At 75.2% G+C, this 24625-nt stretch carries 20 protein-coding genes; 13 read left to right on the top strand and 7 right to left on the bottom strand.

From position 1 onward, the window contains the following. The first annotated feature begins 12 nt into the window (after positions 1-12). Positions 13-339: a DUF4229 domain-containing protein gene (locus KC207_RS08320; protein WP_211602532.1), complete on the top strand. Its 327-nt coding sequence runs from the start codon at positions 13-15 to the stop codon at positions 337-339. A gap of 21 nt (positions 340-360) precedes the next feature. On the opposite strand, the gene KC207_RS08315 is transcribed toward KC207_RS08320, so the two are convergent. The 4 genes from KC207_RS08315 to ppc form a co-directional block, all read right to left on the bottom strand. After that, positions 361-1245, bottom strand: coding sequence for a 1,4-dihydroxy-2-naphthoate polyprenyltransferase (locus KC207_RS08315; RefSeq protein ID WP_211602531.1), 885 nt, complete (start codon positions 1243-1245; stop codon positions 361-363). Between the two features lie 5 nt (positions 1246-1250). After that, positions 1251-1529 carry a PLDc N-terminal domain-containing protein gene (locus tag KC207_RS08310; protein WP_211602530.1) on the bottom strand — a complete coding sequence of 93 codons (279 nt, stop codon included), beginning with the start codon at positions 1527-1529 and terminating at the stop codon, positions 1251-1253. Between the two features lie 4 nt (positions 1530-1533). After that, positions 1534-2703, bottom strand: a complete 1170-nt coding sequence (menE, locus tag KC207_RS08305) for an o-succinylbenzoate--CoA ligase (protein ID WP_211602529.1) — start codon at positions 2701-2703, stop codon at positions 1534-1536. A gap of 92 nt (positions 2704-2795) precedes the next feature. Then, positions 2796-5624 (bottom strand): phosphoenolpyruvate carboxylase, encoded by a 2829-nt coding sequence (gene ppc / locus KC207_RS08300; RefSeq protein WP_211602528.1) that lies wholly within the window; start codon positions 5622-5624, stop codon positions 2796-2798. Positions 5625-5843: 219 nt separating this feature from the next. Between ppc and KC207_RS08295 the strand changes: the two genes are divergently transcribed. Continuing rightward, on the top strand, positions 5844-8264 hold the full coding sequence (locus KC207_RS08295) for a glycosyltransferase family 2 protein (RefSeq protein WP_211602527.1): 2421 nt from the start codon (positions 5844-5846) through the stop codon (positions 8262-8264). A gap of 34 nt (positions 8265-8298) precedes the next feature. After that, positions 8299-9861, top strand: coding sequence for a chitinase (locus KC207_RS08290; protein ID WP_211602526.1), 1563 nt, complete (start codon positions 8299-8301; stop codon positions 9859-9861). Positions 9862-9901: 40 nt separating this feature from the next. Here the strand turns inward: KC207_RS08290 and KC207_RS08285 are convergent, their stop codons facing one another. Continuing rightward, positions 9902-10843: a 1,4-dihydroxy-2-naphthoyl-CoA synthase gene (locus KC207_RS08285; protein WP_211602525.1), complete on the bottom strand. Its 942-nt coding sequence runs from the start codon at positions 10841-10843 to the stop codon at positions 9902-9904. A gap of 34 nt (positions 10844-10877) precedes the next feature. Here KC207_RS08285 and KC207_RS08280 point away from each other — a divergent pair, with 34 nt between their 5' ends. Genes KC207_RS08280 through KC207_RS08270 form a run of 3 tightly spaced genes read left to right on the top strand, consistent with a single transcriptional unit; the run spans position 10878 to position 13676 of the window. Beyond that, a complete protein-coding gene (locus KC207_RS08280) occupies positions 10878-11879 on the top strand; it encodes an o-succinylbenzoate synthase (RefSeq protein ID WP_211602524.1) in 1002 nt (333 codons plus the stop codon). Beyond that, a complete protein-coding gene (gene heR / locus KC207_RS08275; protein ID WP_211602523.1) occupies positions 11876-12724 on the top strand; it encodes a heliorhodopsin HeR in 849 nt (282 codons plus the stop codon). The genes KC207_RS08280 and heR overlap by 4 nt, the downstream gene beginning before the upstream one ends. A gap of 13 nt (positions 12725-12737) precedes the next feature. Then, positions 12738-13676 carry an aminoglycoside phosphotransferase family protein gene (locus tag KC207_RS08270; protein ID WP_211602522.1) on the top strand — a complete coding sequence of 313 codons (939 nt, stop codon included), beginning with the start codon at positions 12738-12740 and terminating at the stop codon, positions 13674-13676. 9 nt (positions 13677-13685) lie between these two features. Here KC207_RS08270 and KC207_RS08265 read toward each other — a convergent pair whose 3' ends face one another. Then, positions 13686-15083, bottom strand: coding sequence for a mycothione reductase (locus KC207_RS08265; RefSeq protein WP_211602521.1), 1398 nt, complete (start codon positions 15081-15083; stop codon positions 13686-13688). 148 nt (positions 15084-15231) lie between these two features. On the opposite strand from KC207_RS08265, the gene KC207_RS08260 reads away from it, so the two are divergent. The 5 genes from KC207_RS08260 to KC207_RS08240 are packed head-to-tail and all read left to right on the top strand — an operon-like array spanning position 15232 to position 21927. Further along, entirely contained in the window at positions 15232-15507 is a 276-nt protein-coding gene (locus KC207_RS08260) for a hypothetical protein (RefSeq protein WP_211602520.1), read from the top strand. A 49-nt stretch (positions 15508-15556) separates the two neighbouring features. Beyond that, on the top strand, positions 15557-16663 hold the full coding sequence (locus tag KC207_RS08255; protein WP_211602519.1) for a hypothetical protein: 1107 nt from the start codon (positions 15557-15559) through the stop codon (positions 16661-16663). A gap of 39 nt (positions 16664-16702) precedes the next feature. Then, positions 16703-18817: a PQQ-dependent sugar dehydrogenase gene (locus tag KC207_RS08250; protein ID WP_211602518.1), complete on the top strand. Its 2115-nt coding sequence runs from the start codon at positions 16703-16705 to the stop codon at positions 18815-18817. A 52-nt stretch (positions 18818-18869) separates the two neighbouring features. Beyond that, positions 18870-20639, top strand: a complete 1770-nt coding sequence (gene menD / locus KC207_RS08245; protein ID WP_211602517.1) for a 2-succinyl-5-enolpyruvyl-6-hydroxy-3-cyclohexene-1-carboxylic-acid synthase — start codon at positions 18870-18872, stop codon at positions 20637-20639. Between the two features lie 55 nt (positions 20640-20694). Beyond that, positions 20695-21927 carry a geranylgeranyl reductase family protein gene (locus KC207_RS08240; protein ID WP_211602516.1) on the top strand — a complete coding sequence of 411 codons (1233 nt, stop codon included), beginning with the start codon at positions 20695-20697 and terminating at the stop codon, positions 21925-21927. On the opposite strand, the gene KC207_RS08235 is transcribed toward KC207_RS08240, so the two are convergent. Continuing rightward, the gene (locus tag KC207_RS08235) at positions 21920-23254 is read right to left on the bottom strand and encodes an isochorismate synthase (RefSeq protein WP_211602515.1); all 1335 of its coding nucleotides are present in this window, start codon (positions 23252-23254) and stop codon (positions 21920-21922) included. The two genes, KC207_RS08240 and KC207_RS08235, sit on opposite strands and share 8 nt — an antisense overlap. 33 nt (positions 23255-23287) lie before the next feature. On the opposite strand from KC207_RS08235, the gene KC207_RS08230 reads away from it, so the two are divergent. Beyond that, the gene (locus tag KC207_RS08230; protein ID WP_211602514.1) at positions 23288-24004 is read left to right on the top strand and encodes a demethylmenaquinone methyltransferase; all 717 of its coding nucleotides are present in this window, start codon (positions 23288-23290) and stop codon (positions 24002-24004) included. Between the two features lie 239 nt (positions 24005-24243). Then, the gene (locus KC207_RS08225) at positions 24244-24609 is read left to right on the top strand and encodes an NADH-quinone oxidoreductase subunit A (RefSeq protein WP_211602513.1); all 366 of its coding nucleotides are present in this window, start codon (positions 24244-24246) and stop codon (positions 24607-24609) included. The last annotated feature ends 16 nt before the right edge of the window (positions 24610-24625 follow it).

Raw genomic sequence — 24625 nt, 5'->3', positions numbered from 1 at the left:
GGGTCCCGCCCGATGAACGCCTTCCTGCGCTACACCGTGCTGCGCGCCCTCGTCTTCCTCGGGTGCCTCCTCCTGCTGTGGCTCCTCGGCCTGCGCGGGGAGGAGAACCTGCTGCTGCTCGTCGTCGGCGCGGCCCTGCTGTCGATGGTCGTCTCCTTCGTCGCGCTCCAGCGCTTCCGCCGCGACTACTCCGAGCAGGTCGCCGGGGCCGTCGAGCGCCGCACCGCCGCCAAGCGGGCGCGCGGTGGTGACCGGCGCAGCGACGAGGAGGCCGAGGACGAGGAGTCCGACCGCTCCCGGCAGCACGAGACCGACCCGGCGGACGACGACTTCCGCTGAGCGCCGCGCTGCCGGGGGTCGTCAGGCGGTGAGGCGTCCGACGGCCACGCCGACGAGGACGAGGACCGCGAAGGCCACCTCGTAGGCCCCCGTACGGACCAGGACGGGGACGAGCCCCGCGCCCGTCGTCCCCCTCCGCACGAGCGAGACGGCGGGCCGCGCGACGGCCACCGACCCCGCCGCGAGCGCCGCCCAGGGCTCCCACGCCGCCATCGCGAGGGCCAGGACGACCGGTGCGAGGACGAGACCGACGTAGAACCACCGGGTCCGGGCGGCGCCCAGCCGGACCGCGAGGGTCCGCTTGCCGTGCTCGGTGTCGGTCGGGATGTCCCGCAGGTTGTTCGCGACGAGGATGGCGCTCGCAACGGCCCCGACGGCGACGGCACCGAGGACCCCGAAGACGCTCACCGCCCCGGCCTGGGTGTACTCGGTGCCGAGCGTGGCCATCAGCCCGAAGAAGAGGAAGACGTAGACCTCGCCGAGCCCGCGGTAGCCGTAGGGGTTGCTGCCGCCGGTGTAGCGCCACGCGGCGAGGACGGCCAGCGCCCCGAGTGGCAGCATGACCCAGGCCTGGGAGAGCGCGACGAGGGCCAGCCCGAGGACGGCCGCCGCCCCGAAGGACAGGAAGGCCGCCGCCTTGACGTTGCGCGGGTCGGCGATCCGCTGGCCGACGAGACGCACGGGCCCGGCGCGCACCTCGTCGGTGCCGCGGATGCCGTCGGAGTAGTCGTTGGCGTAGTTGACGCCGACCTGGAGGGCGAGGGCGACGAGCAGCGCGAGCAGACCCAGGGCGAGGTCGGACTCCCCGACCCGCAGGGCGGCGGCGGTGCCGACGACGACGGGCGCGACGGCGGCGGGGAGGGTCCGCGGGCGCGCGCCGGCGACCCACTGGGCGATCGTGGCCATCGGGCTCAGATGCCCCGGAGGAAGTCGGGGTCGTCGTCCGGACCGCGAGGAGGGCGGCGGCCGGGAGGGCCGGGGCGCGGCCGCTCCTCGGCCCTGAAGGGCCCGATCCCGCCACCGGGACGGCCGCTGAGGAACCAGGCGAGGGCCCCCACGAAGGGGACGAGGACGACGAGGGCCCACAGACGCCTGCTCAGGGTGCGCACGTGCCGTGGGTCGGTCTGCCGGATGTCGAAGAGGCAGTAGACCGTCAGCGCGAACGCGAGCACGACGGGGAGGAAACGCACCCCCTCAGTCTAGGTCCTCGAACATCCTGCTCAGCGCACGGCGGTCGGGCTTGCCCGGGCCTCGCAGCGGCACCTGCGGGACGACGAGCACGCGGCGGGGCAGGGCGTGGTCGGGCACGGCGCCACGCAGCGCCGCCCGGACGTCCTCGATGCCCGGACGGGGTGCCCTGTCCCGCACGACGAGGGCCGCGCTCACGGCCTGGCCCCACTCCGGGTCGGGCGTCCCGACGACGACGGCCTCGCGGACGCCGAGGACGCGCGCGAGCAACGCCTCCTCGACCGGTCGGGGGGCGACCTTGAGGCCGCCGGTGACGACGACGTCGTCGAGGCGGCCGTCGACGTGCAGCCGGCCGTCCTCGTCCCGGTGCCCCGCGTCGTCGGTGCGGAACCAGCGGGCGCCGTCGCGGTCGACGGTGAAGGCGGCGTGGGTGAGGTCGGGGCGGCCGAGGTAGCCGTCGGCGACGGTCGCGCCACCCAGCCGGACGCGACCGTCCTCCTCGAGTGCGACGGTCGTCCCGGAGAGCGGGCGCCCGTCGTACACGCAGCCGCCCGCGGTCTCGCTCGACCCGTACGTCGCGTGCAGCGCGACCCCGGCGGCCTCGGCCCGGGCGCGCAGGGTCGGCGGCAGGGCGGCGCCGCCGACGAGGACCGCGGCGAAGGAACGCAGGGCGTCCGCGCCGACCGGGTCGTCGAGCAGCCTGCCGACCTGCGTCGGCACGAGGGCGGTGTAGCGGCGGGCCCGCGGGTCCAGCCGGGCGACGGCCGCGGCGAACGGTGCGGGGCCGAACGGGACGGTCATGTCGGCGACGACGGGATCGGTCCCGACGTGCAGGGCGCGCAGCAGCACCTGGATGCCCGCGACGTGGGTCGCGGGCATCGCGAGGAGCCACTGGCCGGGCCCGCCGAGGCGCTCGTGGGTGGCGTGGGCGCTCGCGGCCAGGGCCGGAGCGCGCAGCATCGCGAGCTTCGGGGTGCCCGTCGAGCCGGAGGTCCCGACGACGAGGGCGAGGTCGTCCGGCAGCGCCCCGGGGGCGTGCCGCGGCAGGGTTGGCTCGGAGGCTCCCGCCGGGTGGGGCGCGACGGGCGCGCCGCCGTCGAGCGCACGGCGCAGCCGGGGCAGCAGCGCCGCCAGGTCGGGGACGGGCGGCACCGGGAGCAGGTCGACCTCGGGCATGGCCGTCACTCTAGGCACGTGGGTACCGGCGGCGTCGCCGTCGTCCCCAGGGAGCGCGCCCCTCCGCGGTCGGCCACGGTCCGCGCCGGGGCTCAGCCGGTGTTGCGCAGGCCGGCGGCGACCCCGTTGATCGTGAGCAGCAGCGCCCGCTGGAGGTCGCTGTCCTCGGGGGCGCCGTCCGGCAGTGCGCGGGCCCGGGCGAGCAGCGAGGTTTGCAGGGCGTGCAGCGGCTGGAGGTAGTCGTCGCGGATCTGCAGCGTGCGGCGCAGGATCGGCGCCGACTCCAGCAGCTCGGACTGGCCGGTGACGGCGAGCACCTGCTCGACCGTGCGCGCGTGCTCCTCGCGGATGAGCTCGAAGAGGTGGGCCGCCTCGTCGGGGACGAGGTCGCGCACGTACCGCGCCGCGATGTCGAGGTCGGTCTTGGTGAGCGTCATCTGGACGTTGGACAGGAACGTCCGGAAGAACGGCCAGGAGCCGTACATCTCTGTGAGCCGGTCGCCGTGCCCCGCCTCCCGGGCGGCGGCGAGGCCGGAGCCGACGCCGAACCAGCCGGGCAGGATGATCCGCGACTGGGTCCACCCGAAGACCCACGGGATGGCCCGCAGGTCCGACAGGTCGCCGTCGCCGCCGGGCCGCTTCGAGGGCCGGGACCCGATGTTCATCTTCCCCAGCTCCTCGACCGGCGTCGCCGTGACGAAGAACCGGAAGAGCGACTCGTCCCGCACGAGCGTGCGGTACGCGGTCTTGCCGGCCTCGGAGACGACGTCCATCGTCGCGTCCCAGCCGTCGAGGACCTCCTTCGGCAGCTGCTGGCTGCGGTGCAGCACCGACCCCTCGAGGACCGCGGCGAGGGCGGTCTCGAGGTTCCACCGGCCGAGGCCCGGGAGGGTGTACTTGTCCGAGATGACCTCGCCCTGCTCGGTGATCTTGATCGGGCCGTCGAGGCTGCCGTTCGGCTGGGCCATGATGGCCTCGCCCGTCGGGCCGCCGCCGCGGCCCACGGAGCCGCCGCGGCCGTGGAAGAGGCGCAGGACGACCCCGTGCGCGCGGGCGATGTCGCGCAGGCCGCGCTGGGCCCGGTGGATCTGCCACTGCGAGGCCGCGATGCCCGCGTCCTTGGAGGAGTCGGAGTAGCCGAGCATGATCTCCTGCACGTCGCCCCGGGCGGCGACGATCCGCCGGTACGCGGGGTCGGCGAGCATGGCCTCCAGGAGCGGTCCGGCCTGCTCGAGCTCGGCGACGGTCTCGAAGAGCGGGGCGAACCCGATCCGCGCGGTCGCCGGCTCGCTCTCGCTCCCGGCGTCGACCAGCCCCGCCTCCCGGGCGAGGACGGCGACGGCGAAGATGTCGTCGACGTCGTGGGTCATCGACACGATGTAGGTCTCGACGACGTCCGGGCCGAACCGGTCGAGCGCCTCGCGGATCGAGCCCATGAGGTCGAGGGAGGCGACGGCCTGCTCGGGCAGGTCCGGGCGGCTGCTGCCGAGGAGGGGACGGCGGCTCGCGAGCTCGCGGGAGAGCAGCGCGGTGCGCGCGGGGCGGTCGAGGTCGCCGTACGGGGTGTCGAGCTCGCCGAGCCGGTCGAAGAGCGCCTCGAGGGCGGCGTGGTGCTTCTCGCTGTGCTCCCGGACGTCGAGCGTGGCGAGGCCGAAGCCGACCGTCGTCGCGGTGCGCACGAGGCGCAGGATGCCGCCGTCGCCGGTGAGGTCGTCGCCGCCCGCGAGCATCGAGTCCCGCACGAGGGCGAGGTCGGCGAGCAGCTCGTCGATGCCCGCGTAGTCCCGGCCGGGCTCGTGCGGCGAGCCGTGGGTGAGCCGGTCCCGGGTGCGCTGGAGCCGGACCCGCACGAAGGTCAGCTTGAGCCGGTAGGGCTCCTCGGCGTTGAGCCGGCGGATCGTCCCGTACGTGATGGGCAGGGCCTGCGCGTCACGGTCCAGGCTCTCGCGCAGCGCGTCGGTGATCGCGACGACCCGCGTCGAGGGGCCCATCTCGACGAGCAGCTCGTCGACCGCGTCGACGAGCGTCCGGAGGCCGACGTCGTGCTGGAGCGCGAGGACGTCGAGGGTGACCTCGGGGGTGACGAACGGGTTGCCGTCCCGGTCACCGCCCGCCCAGCTGCCGAAGCGCAGCGGCCGGGCGCTCGCCGGGAGCTGCGCGCCGACCGCCCCGAGGGTGCGGTCGAGCTCCTCGAGGAGGTCGGGGACGACCGACCGGGCGAGGGTGCGCAGGTAGTAGATGGCCGTGCGTGCCTCGTCCTTCGGCTCCGGGCGCACGACGCGCAGCTCGTCGGTCTGCCAGAGCAGGTCGACGAGCTCGGCCAGCCGCCGCTCGAGGCGCGGGGTGTCGGCGGGGGAGCGGAGGGGGTCGGACAGGGCGGCGACGGTGTCGGCGGTCTTGCGCAGCAGCTCGAGGACCGAGCGGCGGCTCGCCTCGGTCGGGTGGGCGGTGAAGACCGGCCGGTACTCGACCCGGGCGAGGACGTCGGACAGCAGATCGGGGTCGAGGACGCCGCCCTCGAGCGCGGCGCCGATCCGACCGGCGGTCTGGGCGAGCGGACCCTCGTCGCCGGACGCGAGCTCACGCCAGCGGTGCAGCTGCTCGGTGATGTTGACGAGCTGGAAGTACGCGGTGAACGCGCGGGCGAGGCGGACCGCCGTCGCGTCGTCGACCGTCGCGAGGAGGTCGTGCAGCTCCTCGTCGCGGTCCTCGCGCGAGAGCAGGCGCACCCGCTCGACGAGGTCGAGGAGGTCCTGGCCCTCGTGCCGGACCACCGACTCGCCGAGCAGGCGCCCGAGCAGGCGCACCGAGGCCCGCAGCGCCGCGTGGTGGGCGTCGCTGGACACCCCCTGCGCGTACTGCGCGACGTCCGGGACCCGGCGGTCGGCGGCGATCAGCTGCTCGGTGCTCGCATCCGTCATGCGTCCCATCTTGGGGGAGGCCGGTGTGGCGCGCGTCACGGCGTCCGAACGGCGGGCGGTCAGGGCCCGAAGGACCAGGCGCTCGTCCGTTCGGTCCGGACGGTCCCCGTCCGTTCGGGCGCAACGGAGTCGGTGACCTGACGGCCGACGAGCGCGGACCGACAGGGTGGGCGAGGACAGGCCGTCCCGGCCGTCCCAACCGACGAGGGAACCCTTCACATGCGACCGTCCCCGGTCACGCTCGACGACACCCCGGCCGACCAGCCGACATCCGAACAGGGCCACGCAGAGGCGACGGCGAGCGCCTCCCCGGACGCGCCACCCGACGCGTCGACGCCTTCGCCGGGCCGTCGCCGCCGTCGCCAGTGGGGCGCCGAACGTCCCCGCCCGCCGCTGCCGATCATCGACGAGCCGGCGAGCCACACCCGGACCTGGACCGGCGGGTTCGCGATCGTCGCGACCGTCGTGCTGTGGCTGGGCTACCTCGGCTGGGCCATCGTGTCCCGGTTCATCGACGACGGGCTCGGGAGCAGCGTGTTCCTGCGGCACACCGTCGCGTACGTCGTCGTCATGACCTTCCTCACCTTCTCGGCCTGCATGTACCTGCTGGCCCGCCAGGGGGCGCTCTACCGGTCCCGGCAGCACGCCCGGGCCCCTCGTGCCGAGATCGACGCCTTCATGGCCGACGCCCGGCCCGGCCTCACCGTCCTCGTCCCGTCCTACTGCGAGGACCCCGCCGTCGTCCGCGCGACCCTGCTGTCGGTCGCGCTCCAGGAGTACCCCGGGGCCCGCACCGTGCTGCTCCTCGACGACCCACCGAACCCGTCGGACCCCACCGCCGCGGAGGGCCTCGCCGGCTGCCGGGCGCTGCCGGAGGAGATCCACGCGCTGCTCTCCGGTCCGCACGCCCGCTTCCGGGCCTCGCTGGACCGGTACGAGGAGGCCGCCCGACGCGGCGGGGCGGGCACGAGCGACGAGGTCCGCGCCCTCGCCCTGGACTTCGTCCACGCGGGCGAGTGGCTCCGGGAGCAGGCGGCCGCCCACCCCCGGACCTCCAACGCCGACGACTTCCTCGCCGACGAGGTGTTCGGCGCGCTCGCGGGTGACTTCGAGGTGACGGCCCGCGCGCTGTTCGCCGCGCTCGACGAGCGGGCCGAGCTGCCGGGAGAACGCCTCGCCCAGCTGTGCCGCCGCCTCGTGTGGACCTTCGAGTGCGACGTCACGACCTTCGAGCGCAAGCAGTACGCCCACCTGCCGCACGACGCGAACAAGGCGATGAACCTCAACGCCTACCTGGGGCTCATGGGGCGCCGGCTGCGGCGCATCGACACCCAGGTCGGTGTCGTCCTGCGCGACACCGACGACGCGGACGCGTGGGAGGTCCCGGACAGCGACTACGTCCTGACCCTCGACGCGGACAGCGTGCTGCTGCGCGAGTACTGCCTCCGCCTGGTCCACCAGCTCGAGCTCCCCGGCAACGAGCGGATCGCCGTGATCCAGACCCCCTACTCCGCCTTCCGGGGAGCCCCGACCCGCCTGGAGCGTATCGCGGGGGCGACGACGGACATCCAGCACATCGTCCACCAGGGCCTCACGTACTTCGGCGCCACCTTCTGGGTCGGGGCGAACGCGGTCATCCGGAAGGTGGCCCTCGACGACATCGTCGAGGTCTCCTACGTCGGCGGCCAGGAGGTGCGCCGCTACGTCCAGGACCGCACCGTGATCGAGGACACCGAGTCCAGCATCGACCTCCTCGCCGCGGGGTGGACCCTGCACAACCACCCGGAGCGGCTCAGCTACAGCGCGACGCCCACCGACTTCGGCTCCCTCGCGGTCCAGCGGGCGCGGTGGGCCAACGGCGGCCTGCTCATCGCCCCGAAGTTCTGGAGGTTCCTGCGACGGTCCCGCAAGGAGGGGCGCCGCGTCCCGTGGACGCACGCCGCCCTGAGGTTCAACTACATGGCCTCGATCTCCTGGGCGAGCGTCGGGCTCGTCTTCCTCCTCGTCTTCCCGTTCGACGACAGCCTGCTCAGCCCGCTGCTGCTCGCCGCCGCCGTCCCGTACTTCGTCGCGATGTCCTCCGACCTGCACCGCCTCGGGTACAAGCGGAGTGACGTCTTCCGGGTCTACGCGTTCAACCTCGTGCTGCTCGCGGTCAACCTCGCGGGGACGCTGAAGTCGCTCCAGCAGGCCGCGGCGAAGACGAAGATCGCCTTCGCCCGCACGCCGAAGGTCAAGGACCGCACGGCCGCCCCCGCCCTGTTCGTCCTCGCGGCCTACCTCATCGCCGTCTACGCCTTCGTCATCCTCGCGAACGACCTGCGCACGGGGAACTGGACGAACGCGGCGTTCGCCGCCGTCAACGGCGTCCTCACGACGTACGCGATCGTCGCCTTCATCGGGGTGCGCAACTCCGTCGTCGACGTCGTGCTCGGGTTCGTGCACTGGGTGCGGGTGCCGGCGGAGCCGTCCCGCCGCGAGCGCCGCAGGGCCGCCGCCGAGGCCCCCACCGTGGCGGACTGGACCTCCGTCCTCTATATCGGCCCCGACGCGCCCGCCACGCGGACGCGGACGACGGTCGCGACGACCCAGGCCCCGCCGCCGCGGCGGGGCGACACCCGGGCCCGGCAGCGCGTCTGATGGCCCGTCACCCCCGCATCCCCAGGAGCACCCGTTGAGCACCGCCGCCACCGCACCCACCCCGCCCCGCATGCGGGTCTCACCCCTGCGGGTGGCCGTCGTGGTCCTGTGCACCGTGGCCGTCGCCTGGTTCGGCTCCCGCGCCGTGTCCTCGGCCGTCACGCCCCCGCCGACCCCCGGCCCGTCCGCCTTCTCGGGCTACGTCGACGTCACCGCGACCCCGGCCTACCCGTTCGAGACCCCGCGCGGCCCGGCGCAGTCCGACGTCACCCTCGCGTTCGTCGTCTCCGGTCCGGAGGGCGAGTGCACGCCGATGTGGGGCGGCGCCTACACCCTCGACGCCGCCTCGGCCGACCTCGACCTCGACCGGCGCATCTCGCAGCTCCGGCTCGTCGGCGGGCAGGTGCGCGTCTCCTTCGGGGGCCAGGCCGGTACCGAGCTCGCGTCGACGTGCACCGACACCGGCGACCTGGCCCGCGCCTACTGGGACGTGGTCGACCGGTACGAGCCCACGGTCATCGACCTCGACCTCGAGGGGACCTCGCAGGGTGACGCCGCGGCGGCGGCCCGCCGGGTCACCGCGATCCGGGAGGTCCAGGAGCGGGCCGAGCGGGCCGACCGGCCGCTCTCGGTCTGGCTGACCTTGCCGGTGGCCCCGACGGGTCTCACCGCCGAGGGGGAGGCCGTCCTCGACGGCATGCTCGCCGGCGGGGTCGAGGTCGCCGGGGTCAACGGCATGACGATGGACTTCAACGCCGGGCCGCCGACCCCGACGATGGGTGCGGTCGTCCTCGACGCCGCGACCGCCCTCCACACCCAGGTGGCGTCCGCGTGGGCCCGCGCCGGGCAGCCGCTCGAGGACGACGAGGCGTGGGAGCGGATTGGCATCACCCCGATGATCGGGCAGAACGACGTCGTCGCCGAGCGCTTCACGCTCGACGACGCGGTCGCGGTCAACGAGTTCGCCCGGACGCACGGTGTCGGCCTCGTCTCGATGTGGTCGCTCAACCGCGACAGCACGTGCGCGCCGCCGCTGCCCGCCGTCCTGCCCGTCGTGCAGACCTCGTGCAGCGGTGTCGAGCAGGGGGAGCAGCGCTTCGCCGACCTCCTCGCCGAGAAGCTGGGCTCCGGTCGGGTCGTCGCGACGACCGGGTCCCCGACCCCGTCCCCGAGCGCCTCCCGCCCGACGGGGGCCGGCGGTCCCGGCGGTGTCGTCGACGACCCCGAGACCAGCCCGTTCCCGATCTGGGACCCGCTGGGCCGGTACCCGGGTGGCACGAAGATCGTGTGGCAGCGCCAGGTGTACGTCGCGAAGTACTGGACGACGGGGGTCGCGCCGGACGCGTCGGTGGCCCGGCCGGCGGACTCGCCGTGGACCCTCGTCGGGCCGGTCCTCCCGGGTGACACCCCCGCACCGCTGCCGACCGTGCCCGACGGCACCTACCCGGAGTGGGACGCCGAGCGGGCCTACACGGCGGGCATGCGCGTGGTCCTCGACGGGGTCCCGTACGAGGCCAAGTGGTGGTCGCAGGGCCAGGTCCCCGGCGAGAACGTCGTCGGCGGGTCGCCCTGGCTGCTCGTCGTCCCCGGCTCGTGACCCGTGGTGCGGGCGCCCTGCGCGGGCGCCCGCACCGGCCTCAGAAGTACCAGGGGAAGGGCGACCAGTCCGGCTCGCGCTTCTCGAGGAACTGGTCGCGCCCCTCGACCGCCTCGTCGGTCATGTACGCGAGCCGGGTCGCCTCGCCGGCGAAGACCTGCTGGCCCATGAGCCCGTCGTCGACGAGGTTGAAGGCGAACTTGAGCATCCGCTGCGCCTGGGGGCTCTTGCCCATGACCTCGCGGGCGACGGCGAGCGCCTCGGCCTCGAGCTCGGCGTGGTCGGCGACGAGGTTCACCGCGCCCATCTCGCGCATCTCCTCGGCGGAGTACGCCCGGCCGAGGAAGAAGATCTCCCGGGCCCGCTTCTGGCCGACCATCCGGGCGAGGTAGGCCGAGCCGTAGCCGGCGTCGAACGAGCCGACGTCGGCGTCGGTCTGCTTGAACCGGGCGTGCTCGCGACTGGCGATCGTCAGGTCGCACACGACGTGGAGGCTGTGCCCGCCGCCGGCGGCCCAGCCGTCCACGACGGCGACGACGACCTTCGGCATCGTGCGGATGAGCCGCTGCACCTCGAGGATGTGCAGCCGGCCGCCCTCGGCCTTGACCCGCCGCTCGTCGACGGTGTCGGCGGTCACGCCCTCGGCGTACTGGTAGCCCGAGCGGCCGCGGATGCGCTGGTCGCCGCCGGAGCAGAACGACCACGTCCCGGCGGACCCGGTGCCCTGGGGCCCCGGCCCGTTGCCGGTGAGCAGGACGACGCCGACGTCCGGGGTGCGGCGGGCGTGGTCGAGGACCCGGTACAGCTCGTCGACGGTGTGCGGCCGGAACGCGTTGAGCACCTCGGGCCGGTCGAACGCGACCCGGACGCAGCCGACGTCGACCGCCCGGTGGTACGTGAGGTCGGTGAGGTCCTCGAACCCGGGGACCACCTCCCACGCGCTGGGGTCGAAGGTCTCGCTGACTCCGTCGATGGCGCTCACGCGGTCAGGCTAGCGAGCACCTACCGTGGGCCCCGTGACCGTCCCCGCCCCCGACGCGCTGCTCGCCGCCGCGCACGTCGTCTCGGTGCCGATGCGGGTGCGCTTCCGCGGGGTCATCCACCGGGAGGCCCTCCTCCTCGACGGTCCCGCCGGCTGGGGCGAGTTCTCGCCCTTCCTCGAGTACGGCCCGGACCAGGCGTCGCGCTGGCTCGCCGCCGCCGTCGAGGCCGCGTGGGAGGGATGGCCGGCGCCGGTCCGGCACCACGTCCCCGTCAACGCGACGGTGCCGGCCGTCGACGCCGACGCCGTCCCGGGCGTGCTCGCCCGCTTCCCGGGGTGCACGACCGCGAAGGTCAAGGTCGCCGAGCCGGGCCAGGCCCTCGCCGACGACCTCGCCCGGGTCGCGGCCGTCCGCGACCTCCTCGGCCGCTCCGGGCGGGTGCGGGTCGACGCCAACGGCGGCTGGTCGGTGGAGCAGGCCGCCGACGCCCTCGCCGCGCTCGCCGTCCACGACCTCGAGTACGCCGAGCAGCCGTGCGCCGGCGTCGAGGAGCTGCGCGACCTCCGGCTCCTCCTCGCCCGACGGGGCGTGGAGGTCCTCGTCGCCGCCGACGAGTCGATCCGCAAGGCCGAGGACCCCCTGCGCGTGCGCGACCTCGGGGCGGCCGACGTCGTCGTCGTCAAGGTCGCCCCGCTCGGCGGGGTGCGCCGGGCCCTCGAGGTCGTCGACGCGTGCGGCCTGCCCGCCGTCGTCTCGTCCGCCCTCGACACGAGCGTGGGCACCGCCGCGGGGGTAGCGCTCGCGGCCGCCCTGCCGGCGCTCGACCACGCCTGCGGCCTCGGGACGGTCGCCCTGCTCGAGGGCGACGTCGCCGACCCGTCCCTCCTGCCGAACGAGGGGGCGCTGCCCGTCGGGATGGTCGCCGCCGACCGGGCCCTCCTGGACCGCTGGGCCGCACCGCCCGACCGGGCCGCCTGGTGGCAGGATCGACTCCTCGCCTGCCACGGCCGGCTCACCGCTGGAGGACCCCGATGACCGCACTGCCGCTCGACCTCGACACCCGCTCGGTCGACGTCCCAGAGCGGACGGCCCGCTCCCTGCGCCTGTTCAACCTCGTCATGGGCGCCGTCCACCTCCTCTCCGGCGGGGCGATGGTCGTGCTGAGCAGCGACTTCACCCTCCCGGTGTCGTCGTTCGCGCTCATGGGTCCTCCGGGGACCCCGCTCGAGCAGGGCGTCGTCCAGGGGGTGCTCGACGTGCCGCTCGCGTGGGCGACCGCCTCGTTCCTCCTGCTGTCGGCGTTCTTCCACGCGCTCATCGCCTCGCCGTGGGGCTTCCGCCGGTACGTCCACGAGCTCGAGCGCGGCCGCAACCGGTTCCGGTGGGTCGAGTACGCCCTGTCCTCGACGCTCATGATCGTCCTCATCGCGCTCGTCACCGGCATCACCGACCTCGCCGCCCTCGTCGGGCTCGGCGTGGCGAACATCGCGATGATCCTCTTCGGCTGGCTCATGGAGATGTCGAACAACGGCCTGATGCACGGGAGGGACGCGCGACCGGTCCGTGGTGGACGTGCGTGGTGGACGCCCTTCTGGTTCGGGTGCGTCGCCGGCATCGGGCCGTGGCTCGCGATCGCGCTGTACCTCTGGGTGACGATCGGGGTCAATGGCGGTGAGGGCCCCCCGGGCTTCGTGTGGGGGATCATCGTCAGCCTCTTCGTCCTGTTCAACACCTTCGCCGTGAACCAGTGGCTGCAGTACCGGCGGGTGGGGAGGTGGCGGGACTACCTCTTCGGCGAGCGGCAGTACGTCGTCCTCAGCCTCGTCGCGAAGTCCGTCCTCGCCTGGCAGATCTTCGCCAACACCCTGATCCCCTCCTGATTCCGGGCGCCGGATGGACCGACCGCGCCTCCAGCCGATGACCCGGGCCCGGCTCGCCGGGCTCGGCGCGGAGGGTGAGGCGTGGACGGCGGCCCTGCCCGGCGTCCTGGACCGGCTCGCCGCACGGTGGGGTCTGGAGTGGGGACGCAGCCTTCCCGGCGGGTCGGCGTCCTACGTCGTCGCGGCCCGTCGGCGAGGCGAGGACGTCGTCGTCAAGGTCCCGACCCCGGACCTGCCGGAGGAGACCCGCACGGGGGAGGCCCGGGTGCTGCGGGCCGCCGGGGGACGGGGCTACGCGCTCCTGCACGACGCCGACGAGGCGTCGGGGGCGCTGCTCATGGAACGGCTCGGGACCTCGCTGGACCGCGGCGCGCGGGCGCCGCTCGACCAGGCGCTCGCGCTCGCCGACGTCCTCGCGCAGGCGTGGACGGTGGAGGATCCCGGCGCCCCGGACCTCGACAAGGCGGCCTCGCTGCACGACCTCGTCCGGGACCTCGACGCCCGGCACCCCGGCGCCGCCGACCCTGCTGCCGTCCGCCGGGCACTCGAGTGCGCCGAGCGGCGCAGCGGTGAGCACGCCACGGTGGGCCACGTCCTGTGCCACGGGGACCCCCATCCGTCGAACACCCTCCGGGTCCTCGCCGAGCGGGACGGGGCCCCCACCGGGTGGGCCCTCGTCGACCCGGACGGCTTCCGCGAGGACCCCGCCTACGACCTCGGTGTCGTGCTGCGCGACTTCTCCTCGCACCTGCGCGGCCCGGACGCGGCGTCGGTGCTGCGCGGCTGGTGCGAGGACGTCGCAGCACGCGCGGGCGTCGACCCGGAGCGGGTCCGGGAGTGGGCCTTCCTCGAGCGGGTCTCGACCGGGCTCTACGTCACGTCCTTCGGCGCGCCCGCGGTGGGCCGGCCGTTCCTCGACAGCGCCGCGCACCTGGCCCGGCTCGGGGGCTGAGCCGGGCCGTCAGCCCTCGAGCGGGAGACCGAGGAGCGCGTTCTCGACGACCTCCGCGAGCGCCGGGTGGATCCAGTACTGCCCGCGCGCGACCTCCAGGGCGGTCTGGCCCAGGCTCGCGGCCTGGACGAGCGGCTGGATGACGCTCGAGGCCTGGGTCCCGAGCATGTGCGCCGCGAGGATCTCGCCCCGCGGTGACGCGTGGACGACGAGGACGCCGTGCCGGTCCTCGAGCGCCCAGCCGTACGCGACGTCCCCCACCTCCTGCGCCTTCGTGACGTACGGGGTGCCGGCGGTGTCGAGCTCGGCCGCCGTCGGACCGAAGGCCGCGACCTGGGGGTGGCCGAAGACGGCGTGCGGGACCGGGCCGAGGGTGTTCTCCCGGGGCGGGCCGTCGACCCGACCGAGGTCCACGGCGAGGTTGTGGGCGACGACCCGGGCGTCGTGGTTCGCGACGTGCTTCAGCTGCCACGGCGAGGAGACGTCGCCGAGCGCCCACACCCCGGGCACGGACGTGCGCTGCTGGGCGTCGACGACGACCCGGCCGTCGACGTGGAGGGCGAGCCCGCCGTCGACGGCGTCCAGGAGGTCGGTGTTCGGGCGGCGGCCCACGGCGAGCAGGACCGTCTCGGCCTCGAGCGTGCTCTCGCCCTCCGGGCCGGAGAGGGTGAGCCGCCACACCCCGTCGACCCGCTCGGCCGCGGTGACCGTCGTGCGCAGGCGGACGTCGTAGCGGGCGGTCGTGACCTCGGTGAAGCGGCGCGAGACCTCCTCCTCCTCGGCCATGAGGAGACGCTCGGAGCGCTGCACCTGGACGACGTCGACGCCGAGGCCGTCGAAGACGTGCGCCATCTCGCAGGCGACGAAGCCGCCGCCGACGACCGCCATCCGCGGCGGCAGGGCGTCCATCCGCATCACGGTGTCGGAGGTGTGCACCCCGCGGTCCGGGTCGGCGCCGGTGAGGCCGTCGACGGTGAGGCCGACGGCGCGGCTCCCGGCGGCCACGACGACACGGTCGGCGGTGACCTCCTCACCGGTGTCGAGCACGAGCCGACGATCGCCGACGAACCGGGCCCGGGTGCGGTAGAGGGTGACGTGCTCCTGGCCGCGGCGGTACCCCTCGCCGCCGGCGGAGATCGGGTCGATGCGCCCGAAGATGCGGTCACGGACGGCGGGCCAGTCGACGGTCGGGTCGGTGAAGGTGACGCCGAGCCGGCGCGCGTCGTCGGCGTCGACGACGCGGTCCGCGGGCAGCACGAACATCTTCGTCGGTATGCAGCCGACGTTGAGGCAGGTGCCCCCGAACACGCCCTTCTCGACGATGGCGACGTCGAGCCCCTCGAGCTCGGGGGTGAGCAGGCTGTTCCCCGAGCCGCTGCCGATGATGACGAGGTCGTGGTGGGGCATGGCGCCAGCCTAGGTGGGGCCGTCCGTCCACAGCCGTCCGGTCGGGCGGGAAGGCGTCCACAGACCACGTCGTCGGGGTGGTCCGCGGCGCGGGGTCGCGGTGGGGTGGGGGTCGGGAGCCGGGGACCACCGGCGGAGGGGAGGACGGGTGGACGGGACGGAGAGGGAGGAGCTGCTGCGGCTCGTGGGCCGGCTGTTCGCGCTGGCCGACCGGCTGGAGGAGCAGCGGCGGGCGCTCGGGAGGTACGCCCTCGTGTGGTGGGAGGGAGCGGCGGCCGATCACTACAGGGACCTCGTCGAGCAGCGACGGGCGACGCTGGCCCGGCACGCCGAGGAGGTCAGGGGACTCGCCGACGACGTGGCACTCCTCGTGGCGCTGGCCGGCGCGCAGGGGCCGCCGGGTGCCGTCCCGGCGGCGTCGTGATGACGGGATCGAGCGGGCGCCGTCCGGGTCGCGGCGAGGCGGTGCTCCGGTGACGCGCGTCGACGTGCGGTCGTCGGCGCTCCTCGGCGTCGCCGCCCGGCTCGACGGGTGTGCCGAGGCCGTCCGGGACGAGGCGGCCGTGCTCGCCGCGTCGGCGGTCCGCGGGCCAGGTCTCGCGCCCGACCTGCGCGCCCGGCTCACCTGGCTGGCGGGCCCGGCGGGCCTGTGGGGGGAGGCGCTGTCCGTCGAGGCCCTCGCCGCCCGGCTGCGCGCCGCCGCCCGCGCCTACGAGGAGGTCGAGCGGGCGGTCGCGTCGTTGCTGCGCTCGGTCGGGGCGGCGGCCGACCGCGCCGGTACCCTCGGCTGGCTCGTCGACGGGACCGCAGGCCCGGGGCTCGACCCCGTCCCGCCCCGGTGGGACCCCCGACCGGTCACGGGCGCCGGCGACCTCGTCGCGCTGGGGGCGGACCTCGACGGCGGGCGGGTGCGGGTGGTGGAGCTCGAGCGACCGGACGGCGGGTCGGCCTGGGTCGTCGCCGTCCCGGGGACCCAGGAGTGGTCGCCCACGGCGGGGGGCAACCCCTTCGACCTCACGGCGGACGTGCGGGCGGTCACGGGCGACGCCACGGTGGCCGCGGCCGGGGTGACCGCGGCGCTCGCGAGGGCGCAGCGGGACGCCGGCCGGGGCGCCGAGGGCAGGCAGGACCCCGTCCTGCTCGTCGGGCACAGCCAGGGGGGCATCCACGCGGCCGCGCTCGCCGCGGACCCGGCCTTCCGCCGGCGCTTCCGCACGACCCACGTCGTCACGACCGGGGCCCCCGTCGGGCTGTTCCCGGTACCGCCGAGCGTCGACGTCCTCTCCGTCGAGCACGCGGACGACCCGGTGCCGACGCTCGACCTCACCCCGAACCCGGCCCGGGACACGTGGCGGACGCTCAGGGTGGGATCCGGGCCCGCCGTCGACGCTGGACGCCACGCCCGCGAGGGGTACGAGGCGACGGTCCGGGCCGCGGAGGGGGCACCTCGGGGCACGGTGTCCGGGCTCGACGCCTGGGAGGTCGGCGTCGCGGCCTTCCTCCACCGGCCGGTGCGCTCGGTCACTGAGACGCAGGTGAGACGCGTCGTCGCGTCCACGGGGACGGAGGGACGGATGTGACTTATGGTGCTGGCGCACCGACATCTCGAGGGGACCCACATGTCGACCCGTACCCGCATCCGACGGACCGCCGCACTCCTTGCCGCCCTGGCGCTCGCCGTGCCGCTCGCCGCGACCGCGCCGGGCGCCGCCACCGCCGCGCCGCCGCTCCCGCGGGACACCGAGGAGGTCGTCGACGGTGTCAACGTGCCGTGGGACGTCGACTTCCTCCCCGACGGCCGGATGCTCGTCACGGAACGGGTCGGCCGCATCCGGATCTTCGAGAGCGGGGTCCCGGGCGCCGCTCGGACCGGAACCGTCACGGTCCCCGACATGGACCCGAACGGCGAGGGCGGGCTCATGGGCCTCGCCGTCGACGTCGACTTCGCGGAGAACCGCCACGTCTACGTCTGCGCCACGCGGTCCTACCCCGGCAGCGGAGGGGCCGTCAACGAGGTGCTGCGCTACACCGTCGGTTCGCAGCGCTGGTCCGCCCCGCGAGTCATCCTCGGCGACATGGCGGCCGTCGGCAGCCACAACGGATGTGCCGTCCAGATGGACGAGTCGGGGCTGCTCTGGGTCTCGATGGGAGACGCACGCGACCTCGCGGCCCCGCAGGACCGGCACAGCCTGAACGGCAAGATCCTGCGTGTCACGAGGGACGGCGAGGTCCCCACCGACGCGCGGGGCAACCCGCTCAACCCCGTGATCGAGGACGAGAACGGCGTCGGCTCGGTCGACCAGGTCTACACGATGGGCCACCGCAACCCGCAGGGCATCGCCTTCGAGCCCGGGACGGGGCGCGTGTACTCCGTCGAGCACGGCCCCAGCAACGACGACGAGGTCAACCTCCTCGTCCCGGGCGCCAACTACGGCTGGCCGTGCGTCACCGGGGAGGACAACGACCCCTACCGCCCGGACGTGGACGGGTGCACCGAGGAGGGTGCGGACCTCGACCCCGACGACTTCGTCGCCGCGGCCTGGGGATCGGGCCCGACGACCGTGGGCACGTCCGGCGGCTCCTTCGCCCGCGGTGACCAGTGGGGCGACTGGGAGGGTGACCTCTTCGTGAGTGCCCTCGCGGTCGACAAGGGCGAGACCGTGCTGCGGTTCGACGTCGGCGCCGACGGGTCGCTCGGCGACCCTCAGAGGCTCTGGTCGCAGGAGCACGACCGGCTCCGGGGCTCGGTCCCGGGGCCGGGGGGCTCCCTCTACCTCACGACCTCCAACGGACCCGACCAGGTGCTGCGGGTCGCCCCGTCGCGGCCCACCGTCTCCCGGGTCGCCGGTGCCGACCGCTACGAGGTCGCCGCCGCGGTCAGTGCCGACGCCCATCCCTCGGGTGCTGATGAGGTCATCGTCGCCACCGGTGCGCGCTTCCCGGACGCCCTCGCCGGCAGCGCCCTCGGCGGACGTGAGGACGCTCCCGTCCTGCTCACCCGTCCCGGTGAGCTGCCGGACAGCACGCGCACGGAGCTCGAGCGGCTCTCGCCCGAGCGGATCACCGTGCTCGGCGGCAGCGCCTCCGTCTCCGACGAGGTCCTCGAGGAGCTGCGGGACCTCGCCGGCACCGTCGAGCGCGTCGGTGGGGCCGACCGCTACACGGTCGCGGCGCGGATCGCCAACCGACGCTACGAGCGTGGCGTCGACGCCGTGTTCATCGCCTCCGGGGAGACCTTCCCGGACGCGCTGGCGGCCGGTCCGGCGGCTGCCGTGAACGGTGCCCCCCTCCTGCTCGTGCGGAGGAACTCCCTGCCGCCGGTGACCGCCGAGACGCTCCGTGTGCTGCAGCCGAAGCGGATCTACGTGCTCGGCGGGACGGCCACGATCTCGAACGCCACGTCGAACGCCATCCGGCCGTTCGCGGGAGCCCCGCGGACGCGGCTCAGCGGGCCGGACCGCTACGCCGTGGCGCGCGAGGTGGCCCGGGAGTTCTGGGAGACCTCGGACGTGGCGATCGCCTCGGGGCAGACCTTCCCCGACGGCCTGACGCTCGGCGCGGCGGCCGGCGCGCAGGGCGAGCCGCTCCTGCTGTCCCGCTCCGGCGGCGTGCCGAGGTCGACCGGGCAGCAGGTGATCCGGCTCGCCGCCGACGACGTGACGATGGCGGGCGGCACGGCGTCCCTCGGCCCGGAGGTCGTCACCGACCTGCGCCGGCTCGTCGGGCTGCCCTGACCCGGTCCGTGGGGGCCGTGGACGACGCCACGGGCTGGCAGAATCGCCGCCCGTGACCCCGTCCACGGCCCTCGCCCGCGTCCTGCTCGACGAGCTCGTCCGCGGCGGGGTCCGCGAGGTCGTCCTCGCGCCCGGCTCCCGCTCGGCCCCGCTCGCCTACGCCGCCCACGCCGCGGAGGCCGCCGGACGGCTCCGGCTCCACGTCCGCGTCGACGAGCGGTCCGCCGCGTTCCTCGCCCTCGGGCTGGCCCGCGGGAGCGGGGCCCCGGTCGTCGTCGTCACGACCTCCGGGACGGCCGTCGCGAACCTGCACCCGGCCGTCCTCGAGGCCCATCACGGCCGGGTGCCGCTCGTCGTCCTGTCCGCCGACCGGCCGCACGAGCTGCGCGGGACCGGGGCGAACCAGACGACCCGCCAGCCCGGCCTCTTCGCCGGGGCCACCCGCCTCGACGCCGACCTCCCGGCACCGGACGTCGCGCCCGACCGCGCACGCGCCGCGTGGCTGCGCTCGACCGTGTGCCGCGCCCTCGTCGCCGCGACCGGGGCCACGGGCACCGCCGCCGGACCCGTCCATCTCGACGTGGGGTTCCGCGACCCCCTCGTCCCGGGTCGCGCCGACGAGGGTGTGGAGGTCGACGACTCCGGTCTGCCCGAGGACCTGGCCGGCCGTGCCGCGGGCGTGTCCTGGGTCACCGTCGCCGAGCACACCCGCCGCCCCGCCTCCCGTCCGCTCGACCGGGTCGCGCGCACCCTCGTCCTCGTGGGCGACCTCCCCCCGGGCGTCGACGCGACGGACGCCGTCACGTGGGCGGCCCGTCGCGGGCACCCCGTCGTCGCCGAGCCGTTCGGCCCCGGCGCGGTGCGCGAGGCCGCCGTCCCCCACGGCTCGCTCCTGCTCACCGCCACCGACTGGGTCGACGCCCATGCCCCCGACCGGGTCGTCCTCGTCGGCCGCCCGACCCTCTCCCGGGCGGTCGGCGCCCTGCTGCGCCGCCCCGGCCTCGTCGTCGAGGCCGTACCCGGCGACCCCGAGTGGGCCGACCCGTCGCACGTCGTCTCGCGGGTCCACCCGTGGACGGTGCTCGCCGCCGACACCCCCGACGAGGTCGCCGAGGTGTCCGTCCCACCCGCCGGCGACGACGACCGGGCGCCCTTCGCCCTCGCCTGGGCCGACGCGGGGCGGGCCGTCGCCGACGCGGTGGCGGCCGACCCGCCGCCCTGGCCCACGGGCCCTGCCGTCGCCCGGGCCGTGGCCGCCGCCCTCCCCGAGGGGGCGACGCTCGTCGTCGGCTCGTCCAACCCCGTCCGCGACCTCGACCTCGGCGTCGCCGGCCCGGCGGCCATGCGGGTCGTCGCCAACCGGGGTCTCGCGGGCATCGACGGTCTCGTCTCCACCGCCGCGGGCGTCGCCCTCGCCGTGGACGCCCCGACGTACGCCCTGCTCGGCGACCTCACGCTCCTCCACGACGCCAACGGCCTGGCCGTCGGCCCGCACGAGCCGGTGCCCGACCTCACGGTCGTCGTCGCCGACGACGACGGGGGCGGCATCTTCAGCACCCTCGAACCCGGGGCCCCGGACCATGCCGGCCCCTTCGAGCGGGTCTTCGCCACGCCGACGGGCACCGACCTCGACGCCCTCTGCCGGGCCCACGGCGTCCGGTACGACGAGGCCGGGACCGCCGACGACCTCACCCGCCTCCTCGGCGAGCGGCCGGACGGTCTGCGGGTCGTCCGGGTCGGCGTCGACCGCACGACCCACCGCGGCACCCACGAGCGCCTGCGCGAGGTCGCGGCCCGTGCCCTCACCGCCCTCGAGGGCTGACCGGGGTTCGACGGCCGAGTTGGGCGGGGCCGCGGCGCCTTGCGAGAATCACGCCGTGAGCGAGACCCCCACCCGTACCGACGTCCTCGTCGTCGGCGCCGGCCCCGCCGGCGCCGCGGCCGCCGCCTGGGCCGCCCGCTCCGGGCGCGACGTCGTCCTCGCCGACGCGGCGACCTTCCCCCGGGACAAGACGTGCGGGGACGGCCTCACCCCCCGCGCCGTCGCCGAGCTCGACCTCCTCGGGCTCGGGGACTGGCTGCGCGAGCACCCGATGAACCAGGGGCTACGGGCCCACGGCTTCGGCCAGACCCTCCACCTGCACTGGCCGGGCGGGCGGCTGCCCGACCACGGCTCGGCCGTGCCACGCTCCGAGCTCGACGCCCGGATCCGTCAGGTCGCCCTCGACGACGGCGCCACCGGGGTCGAGGGGGCCAAGGCCGTCGACGCGACCGTCGAGGGCGGCCGGGTGCGGTCGGTGACCTTCCGCCGGGGGGAGGAGTCCTTCGAGATCGCGTGCGAGCGGCTCGTCGTCGCCGACGGGGTCCGGTCCGGGCTCGGCAAGGTCCTCGGCCGGCGGTGGCACCAGGACACCGTCTACGCCGTCGCGGGCCGCTGCTACGTCGACTCCGAGCGCTCCGAGGACCCGTGGATCAGCAGCCACCTGGAGCTGCGCGGCGAGTCGGGGGAGGCGCTGCCCGGCTACGGGTGGATCTTCCCGCTCGGCGGCGGTCAGGTGAACGTCGGCGTCGGGACGCTCGCGACGACCCGGCGCCCCGCCGCGGTCGCGATCAAGCCGCTCATGCGGCACTACGTGCAGGAGCGCCGCGAGGAGTTCCGGCTCGACGGCCCGGGGCGGACGCCGACGAGCGCCCTCCTGCCGATGGGCGGGGCCGTGAGCGGCGTCGCCGGGACGAACTGGGCGCTCGTCGGGGACGCCGCGGCGTGCGTCAACCCGCTCAACGGCGAGGGCATCGACTACGGCCTCGAGACCGGGCGGCTCGTGGCCGACCACCTCGACGACGACCTCGCGCAGGCGTGGCCGGCGCTGCTGCGCTCGCACTACGGCGAGGCGTTCTCCGTCGCCCGCCGCCTCGCCGCGGTGTTCACGGTGCCGCGGACGCTCACCGCGCTCGGCCCGGTCGGGATGCGCAGCGAGTGGCTCATGACGCTCGCGCTGCGCTGGATGGGCAACCTCGTCACCGAGGAGGACCGGGACGCGGCGGCGCGCACGTGGCGCTGGGCCGGGCGCCGGTCGATCGGGCTCGACGCCCGCCCGCCGTTCAGCTGAGCAGGCCGTCCGGGGGCAACGGGTCGGCGGTCAGCGCGTCCCGCATCGGGACGAGCTTGGCCGAGGACTCCGCGAGCTCGTCGACGGGGTCGGACCCGGCGACGATCCCGCAGCCGGCGAAGATCCGCATCCGGCTCGGGTCCTCGCGGTCGACGACGCCGCTGCGCAGGGCGATCCCCCACTCGCCGTCGCCGTCGGCGTCGATCCACCCGACCGGCCCGGCGTAGCGGCCCCGGTCCATCCGCTCGAGCTCGGCGATGACGGCGTCGGCCGTCTCCCGGGGGGTGCCGCACACGGCGGCCGACGGGTGCAGGGCCGCCGCGAGGGTCAGCGACGACGTCGCGTCGTCGAGGACCCCGGTGACGTCCGAGGCGAGGTGCATGACGTTGGACAGGTGGAGGACGAACGGGGACTCCGGCACGTTCATCGACGAGCAGTGCGGGGCGAGGGCGTCGGCCACCGAGCGCACGGCGTACTCGTGCTCCTCGAGGTCCTTGCTCGAGCGGGCGAGCGAGGCCGCGAGGGCCATGTCCCGCTCGTCGTCGCCGCTCGGGCGGATCGTCCCGGCGAGCACCCGGGAGGTGACGAGCCCCTTCTCGCGGCGCACGAGCAGCTCCGGGGTCGCGCCGACGAGCCCGTCGACGGCGAACACCCACGTCGTGTCGTACCGCTCGCGTAGCCGGTACAGCAGCCACCGGACGTCGACCGGGGCGCTCGTCGACACCTCGAGGTCGCGGGCGAGGACGACCTTGTCGAGCGCGCCGCCGGTGATCCGGGTGACCGCCTCGGCGACCGCGGCGGCCCACTCCGTCGGGGGGAGGCCGCCGTCGGCGAACGCGACGTCCTCGGGACGCGCGGGGGAGGGGTGGACGCGGACCTCGGCGGGACCCGGCACCCCGGAGACCGCGGCGTCGGCCCGGGCCGTCGTGAGCCAGGCCCGGTCCCCACGCCGCCCGACGACGACCTCGGGCACGACGAGGGTGCCGCCGGCCGCCGAGTCGTCCGCGTAGGACACCGACCCGAAGGCGATGGGACCGGTGCCGGGCAGGTCGACCTCGTCACGCACGACGGCCGACCCGACGAGCCCAAGCCACCAGCTCTCGAGGTCGGCGAACCGCTGCGCGCCGTGGGCGGTACGCGCGGCGGCGCGGCCCCAGCCGACGAGCCCCTCGCCGCGGCGGACCCACGAGCACGGGACGTCGGCGTCGCCCGGCGGGAGCAGGGCGAGGAGGTCGTCGGCGAGCGCCGGGTCGAGCGGCACGGTGCGGGCGACGAGAGCGGGGCCGGGGTCCGGTCGCCCGGACCGGCCCGCGGGCAGCGTGGTCATCGCCCGTCAGGATACGGGTGCGAGGATGAGCCCATGTCCCGCGCCTCCCTCGAGAAGGACCCCCGCGACGTCGCCGCGATGTTCGACGACGTCGCCCAGCGCTACGACGTGACGAACGACGTGCTGAGCCTCGGGCAGGACCGGCTGTGGCGCCGGGCCGTCGTCTCCGCGTGCGCCGCGGAGCCGGGCCAGCGGGTCCTCGACATCGCCGCGGGGACGGGGACGAGCAGCGAGCCCTTCGCCGACTCCGGCGTCGACGTCGTGCCCGCCGACTTCTCGCTCGGGATGCTCCACGTCGGGCGTCGCCGCCGCAGCGACCTGCCGTTCACCGCCGCCGACGCGATGCGGCTGCCGTTCGCCGACGACTCCTTCGACGTCGTCACGATGAGCTTCGGCCTGCGCAACGTCGCCGACGTCGACGCCGCCCTGCGCGAGTTCCTGCGGGTGACCCGCCCGGGTGGACGCCTCGTCGTCTGCGAGTTCAGCACCCCGACGAACGGCGCCTTCCGCACGGTGTACGAGAACTACCTGATGCGTTCGCTGCCCGGGATCGCCCGCCGGGTGAGCAGCAACCCCGACTCCTACGTCTACCTCGCCGAGTCGATCCGGGCCTGGCCGGACCAGCGGGGCCTCGGGGAGCGGGTGTCGTCGGCAGGCTGGACGGGTGTCCAGTGGCGCGACCTCACCGGCGGGGTCGTCGCGCTGCACCGGGCGACGAAGCCGCACGTCGGGGCACCCGTCGAGGGTTAGGCATACCTCAGTGCGACGCCGCACGGGCGGGTCCTAGACTCGCCCCGTTCGTGAAGACGTTCACAAGCCGTAGAGGACCTGGTGACCGACACAGCCCGCGCGCCCCGGCGCGCCGCGACGGGGGCGACCTCGCCCCTGGATGCGACGTACGTCACGACCTCTAGGATGGGCCGGGATCCCGCGGACCCCGCGTTCCGTGCCGACCCGACGCACTCGAGCAGCGAAAGGGCAGTTCTGCGATGAACAACCCCTACGTCCCCCTCCTGGTCCTCCTCGTGCTCGGTGCCGGGTTCGCGGTGCTGTCGGTCGGGACGAGCCTGGTCGTCGGGCCCAAGCGCTACAACCGGGCGAAGTTCGAGGCCTACGAGTGCGGCATCCAGCCGACGCCGCGTGCCCAGGGCGGCGGCCGCGTCCCGGTCAAGTACTTCCTCACCGGCATGCTCTTCATCATCTTCGACGTCGAGGCGCTCTTCCTCTACCCGTTCGCGGTGGCCTTCGACCAGCTCTCGCTGTGGGCGCTCGGTGCGATGGTGGTGTTCCTGCTCAACGCGTTCTTCATCGCGGACGCCTACGTCTGGAAGCGAGGCGGTCTCGAATGGGACTGAGCACCGACCGCACATC

The organism is Phycicoccus avicenniae, assembly GCF_018139485.1.
GTDB classification, from domain to species: Bacteria; Actinomycetota; Actinomycetes; order Actinomycetales; family Dermatophilaceae; genus Phycicoccus; species Phycicoccus avicenniae.
Note: the sequence above shows the minus strand (reverse complement) of the source record. Positions and strands in the feature narration are given on the sequence as shown.

What these genes read in the sequence shown, in the direction of transcription:
- menE (WP_211602529.1), bottom strand. Translation starts at nt 2,703, where the DNA reads ATGCCCGAGGTCGACCTGCTCCCGGTGCCGCCCGTCCCCGACCTGGCG.
- KC207_RS08235 (WP_211602515.1), bottom strand. Translation starts at nt 23,254, where the DNA reads ATGACCACGCTGCCCGCGGGCCGGTCCGGGCGACCGGACCCCGGCCCC.
- KC207_RS08250 (WP_211602518.1), top strand. Translation starts at nt 16,703, where the DNA reads ATGTCGACCCGTACCCGCATCCGACGGACCGCCGCACTCCTTGCCGCC.
- KC207_RS08295 (WP_211602527.1), top strand. Translation starts at nt 5,844, where the DNA reads ATGCGACCGTCCCCGGTCACGCTCGACGACACCCCGGCCGACCAGCCG.
- KC207_RS08265 (WP_211602521.1), bottom strand. Translation starts at nt 15,083, where the DNA reads ATGCCCCACCACGACCTCGTCATCATCGGCAGCGGCTCGGGGAACAGC.
- heR (WP_211602523.1), top strand. Translation starts at nt 11,876, where the DNA reads ATGACCGCACTGCCGCTCGACCTCGACACCCGCTCGGTCGACGTCCCA.
- KC207_RS08230 (WP_211602514.1), top strand. Translation starts at nt 23,288, where the DNA reads ATGTCCCGCGCCTCCCTCGAGAAGGACCCCCGCGACGTCGCCGCGATG.
- KC207_RS08270 (WP_211602522.1), top strand. Translation starts at nt 12,738, where the DNA reads ATGGACCGACCGCGCCTCCAGCCGATGACCCGGGCCCGGCTCGCCGGG.
- KC207_RS08320 (WP_211602532.1), top strand. Translation starts at nt 13, where the DNA reads ATGAACGCCTTCCTGCGCTACACCGTGCTGCGCGCCCTCGTCTTCCTC.
- KC207_RS08225 (WP_211602513.1), top strand. Translation starts at nt 24,244, where the DNA reads ATGAACAACCCCTACGTCCCCCTCCTGGTCCTCCTCGTGCTCGGTGCC.
- KC207_RS08315 (WP_211602531.1), bottom strand. Translation starts at nt 1,245, where the DNA reads ATGGCCACGATCGCCCAGTGGGTCGCCGGCGCGCGCCCGCGGACCCTC.
- ppc (WP_211602528.1), bottom strand. Translation starts at nt 5,624, where the DNA reads ATGACGGATGCGAGCACCGAGCAGCTGATCGCCGCCGACCGCCGGGTC.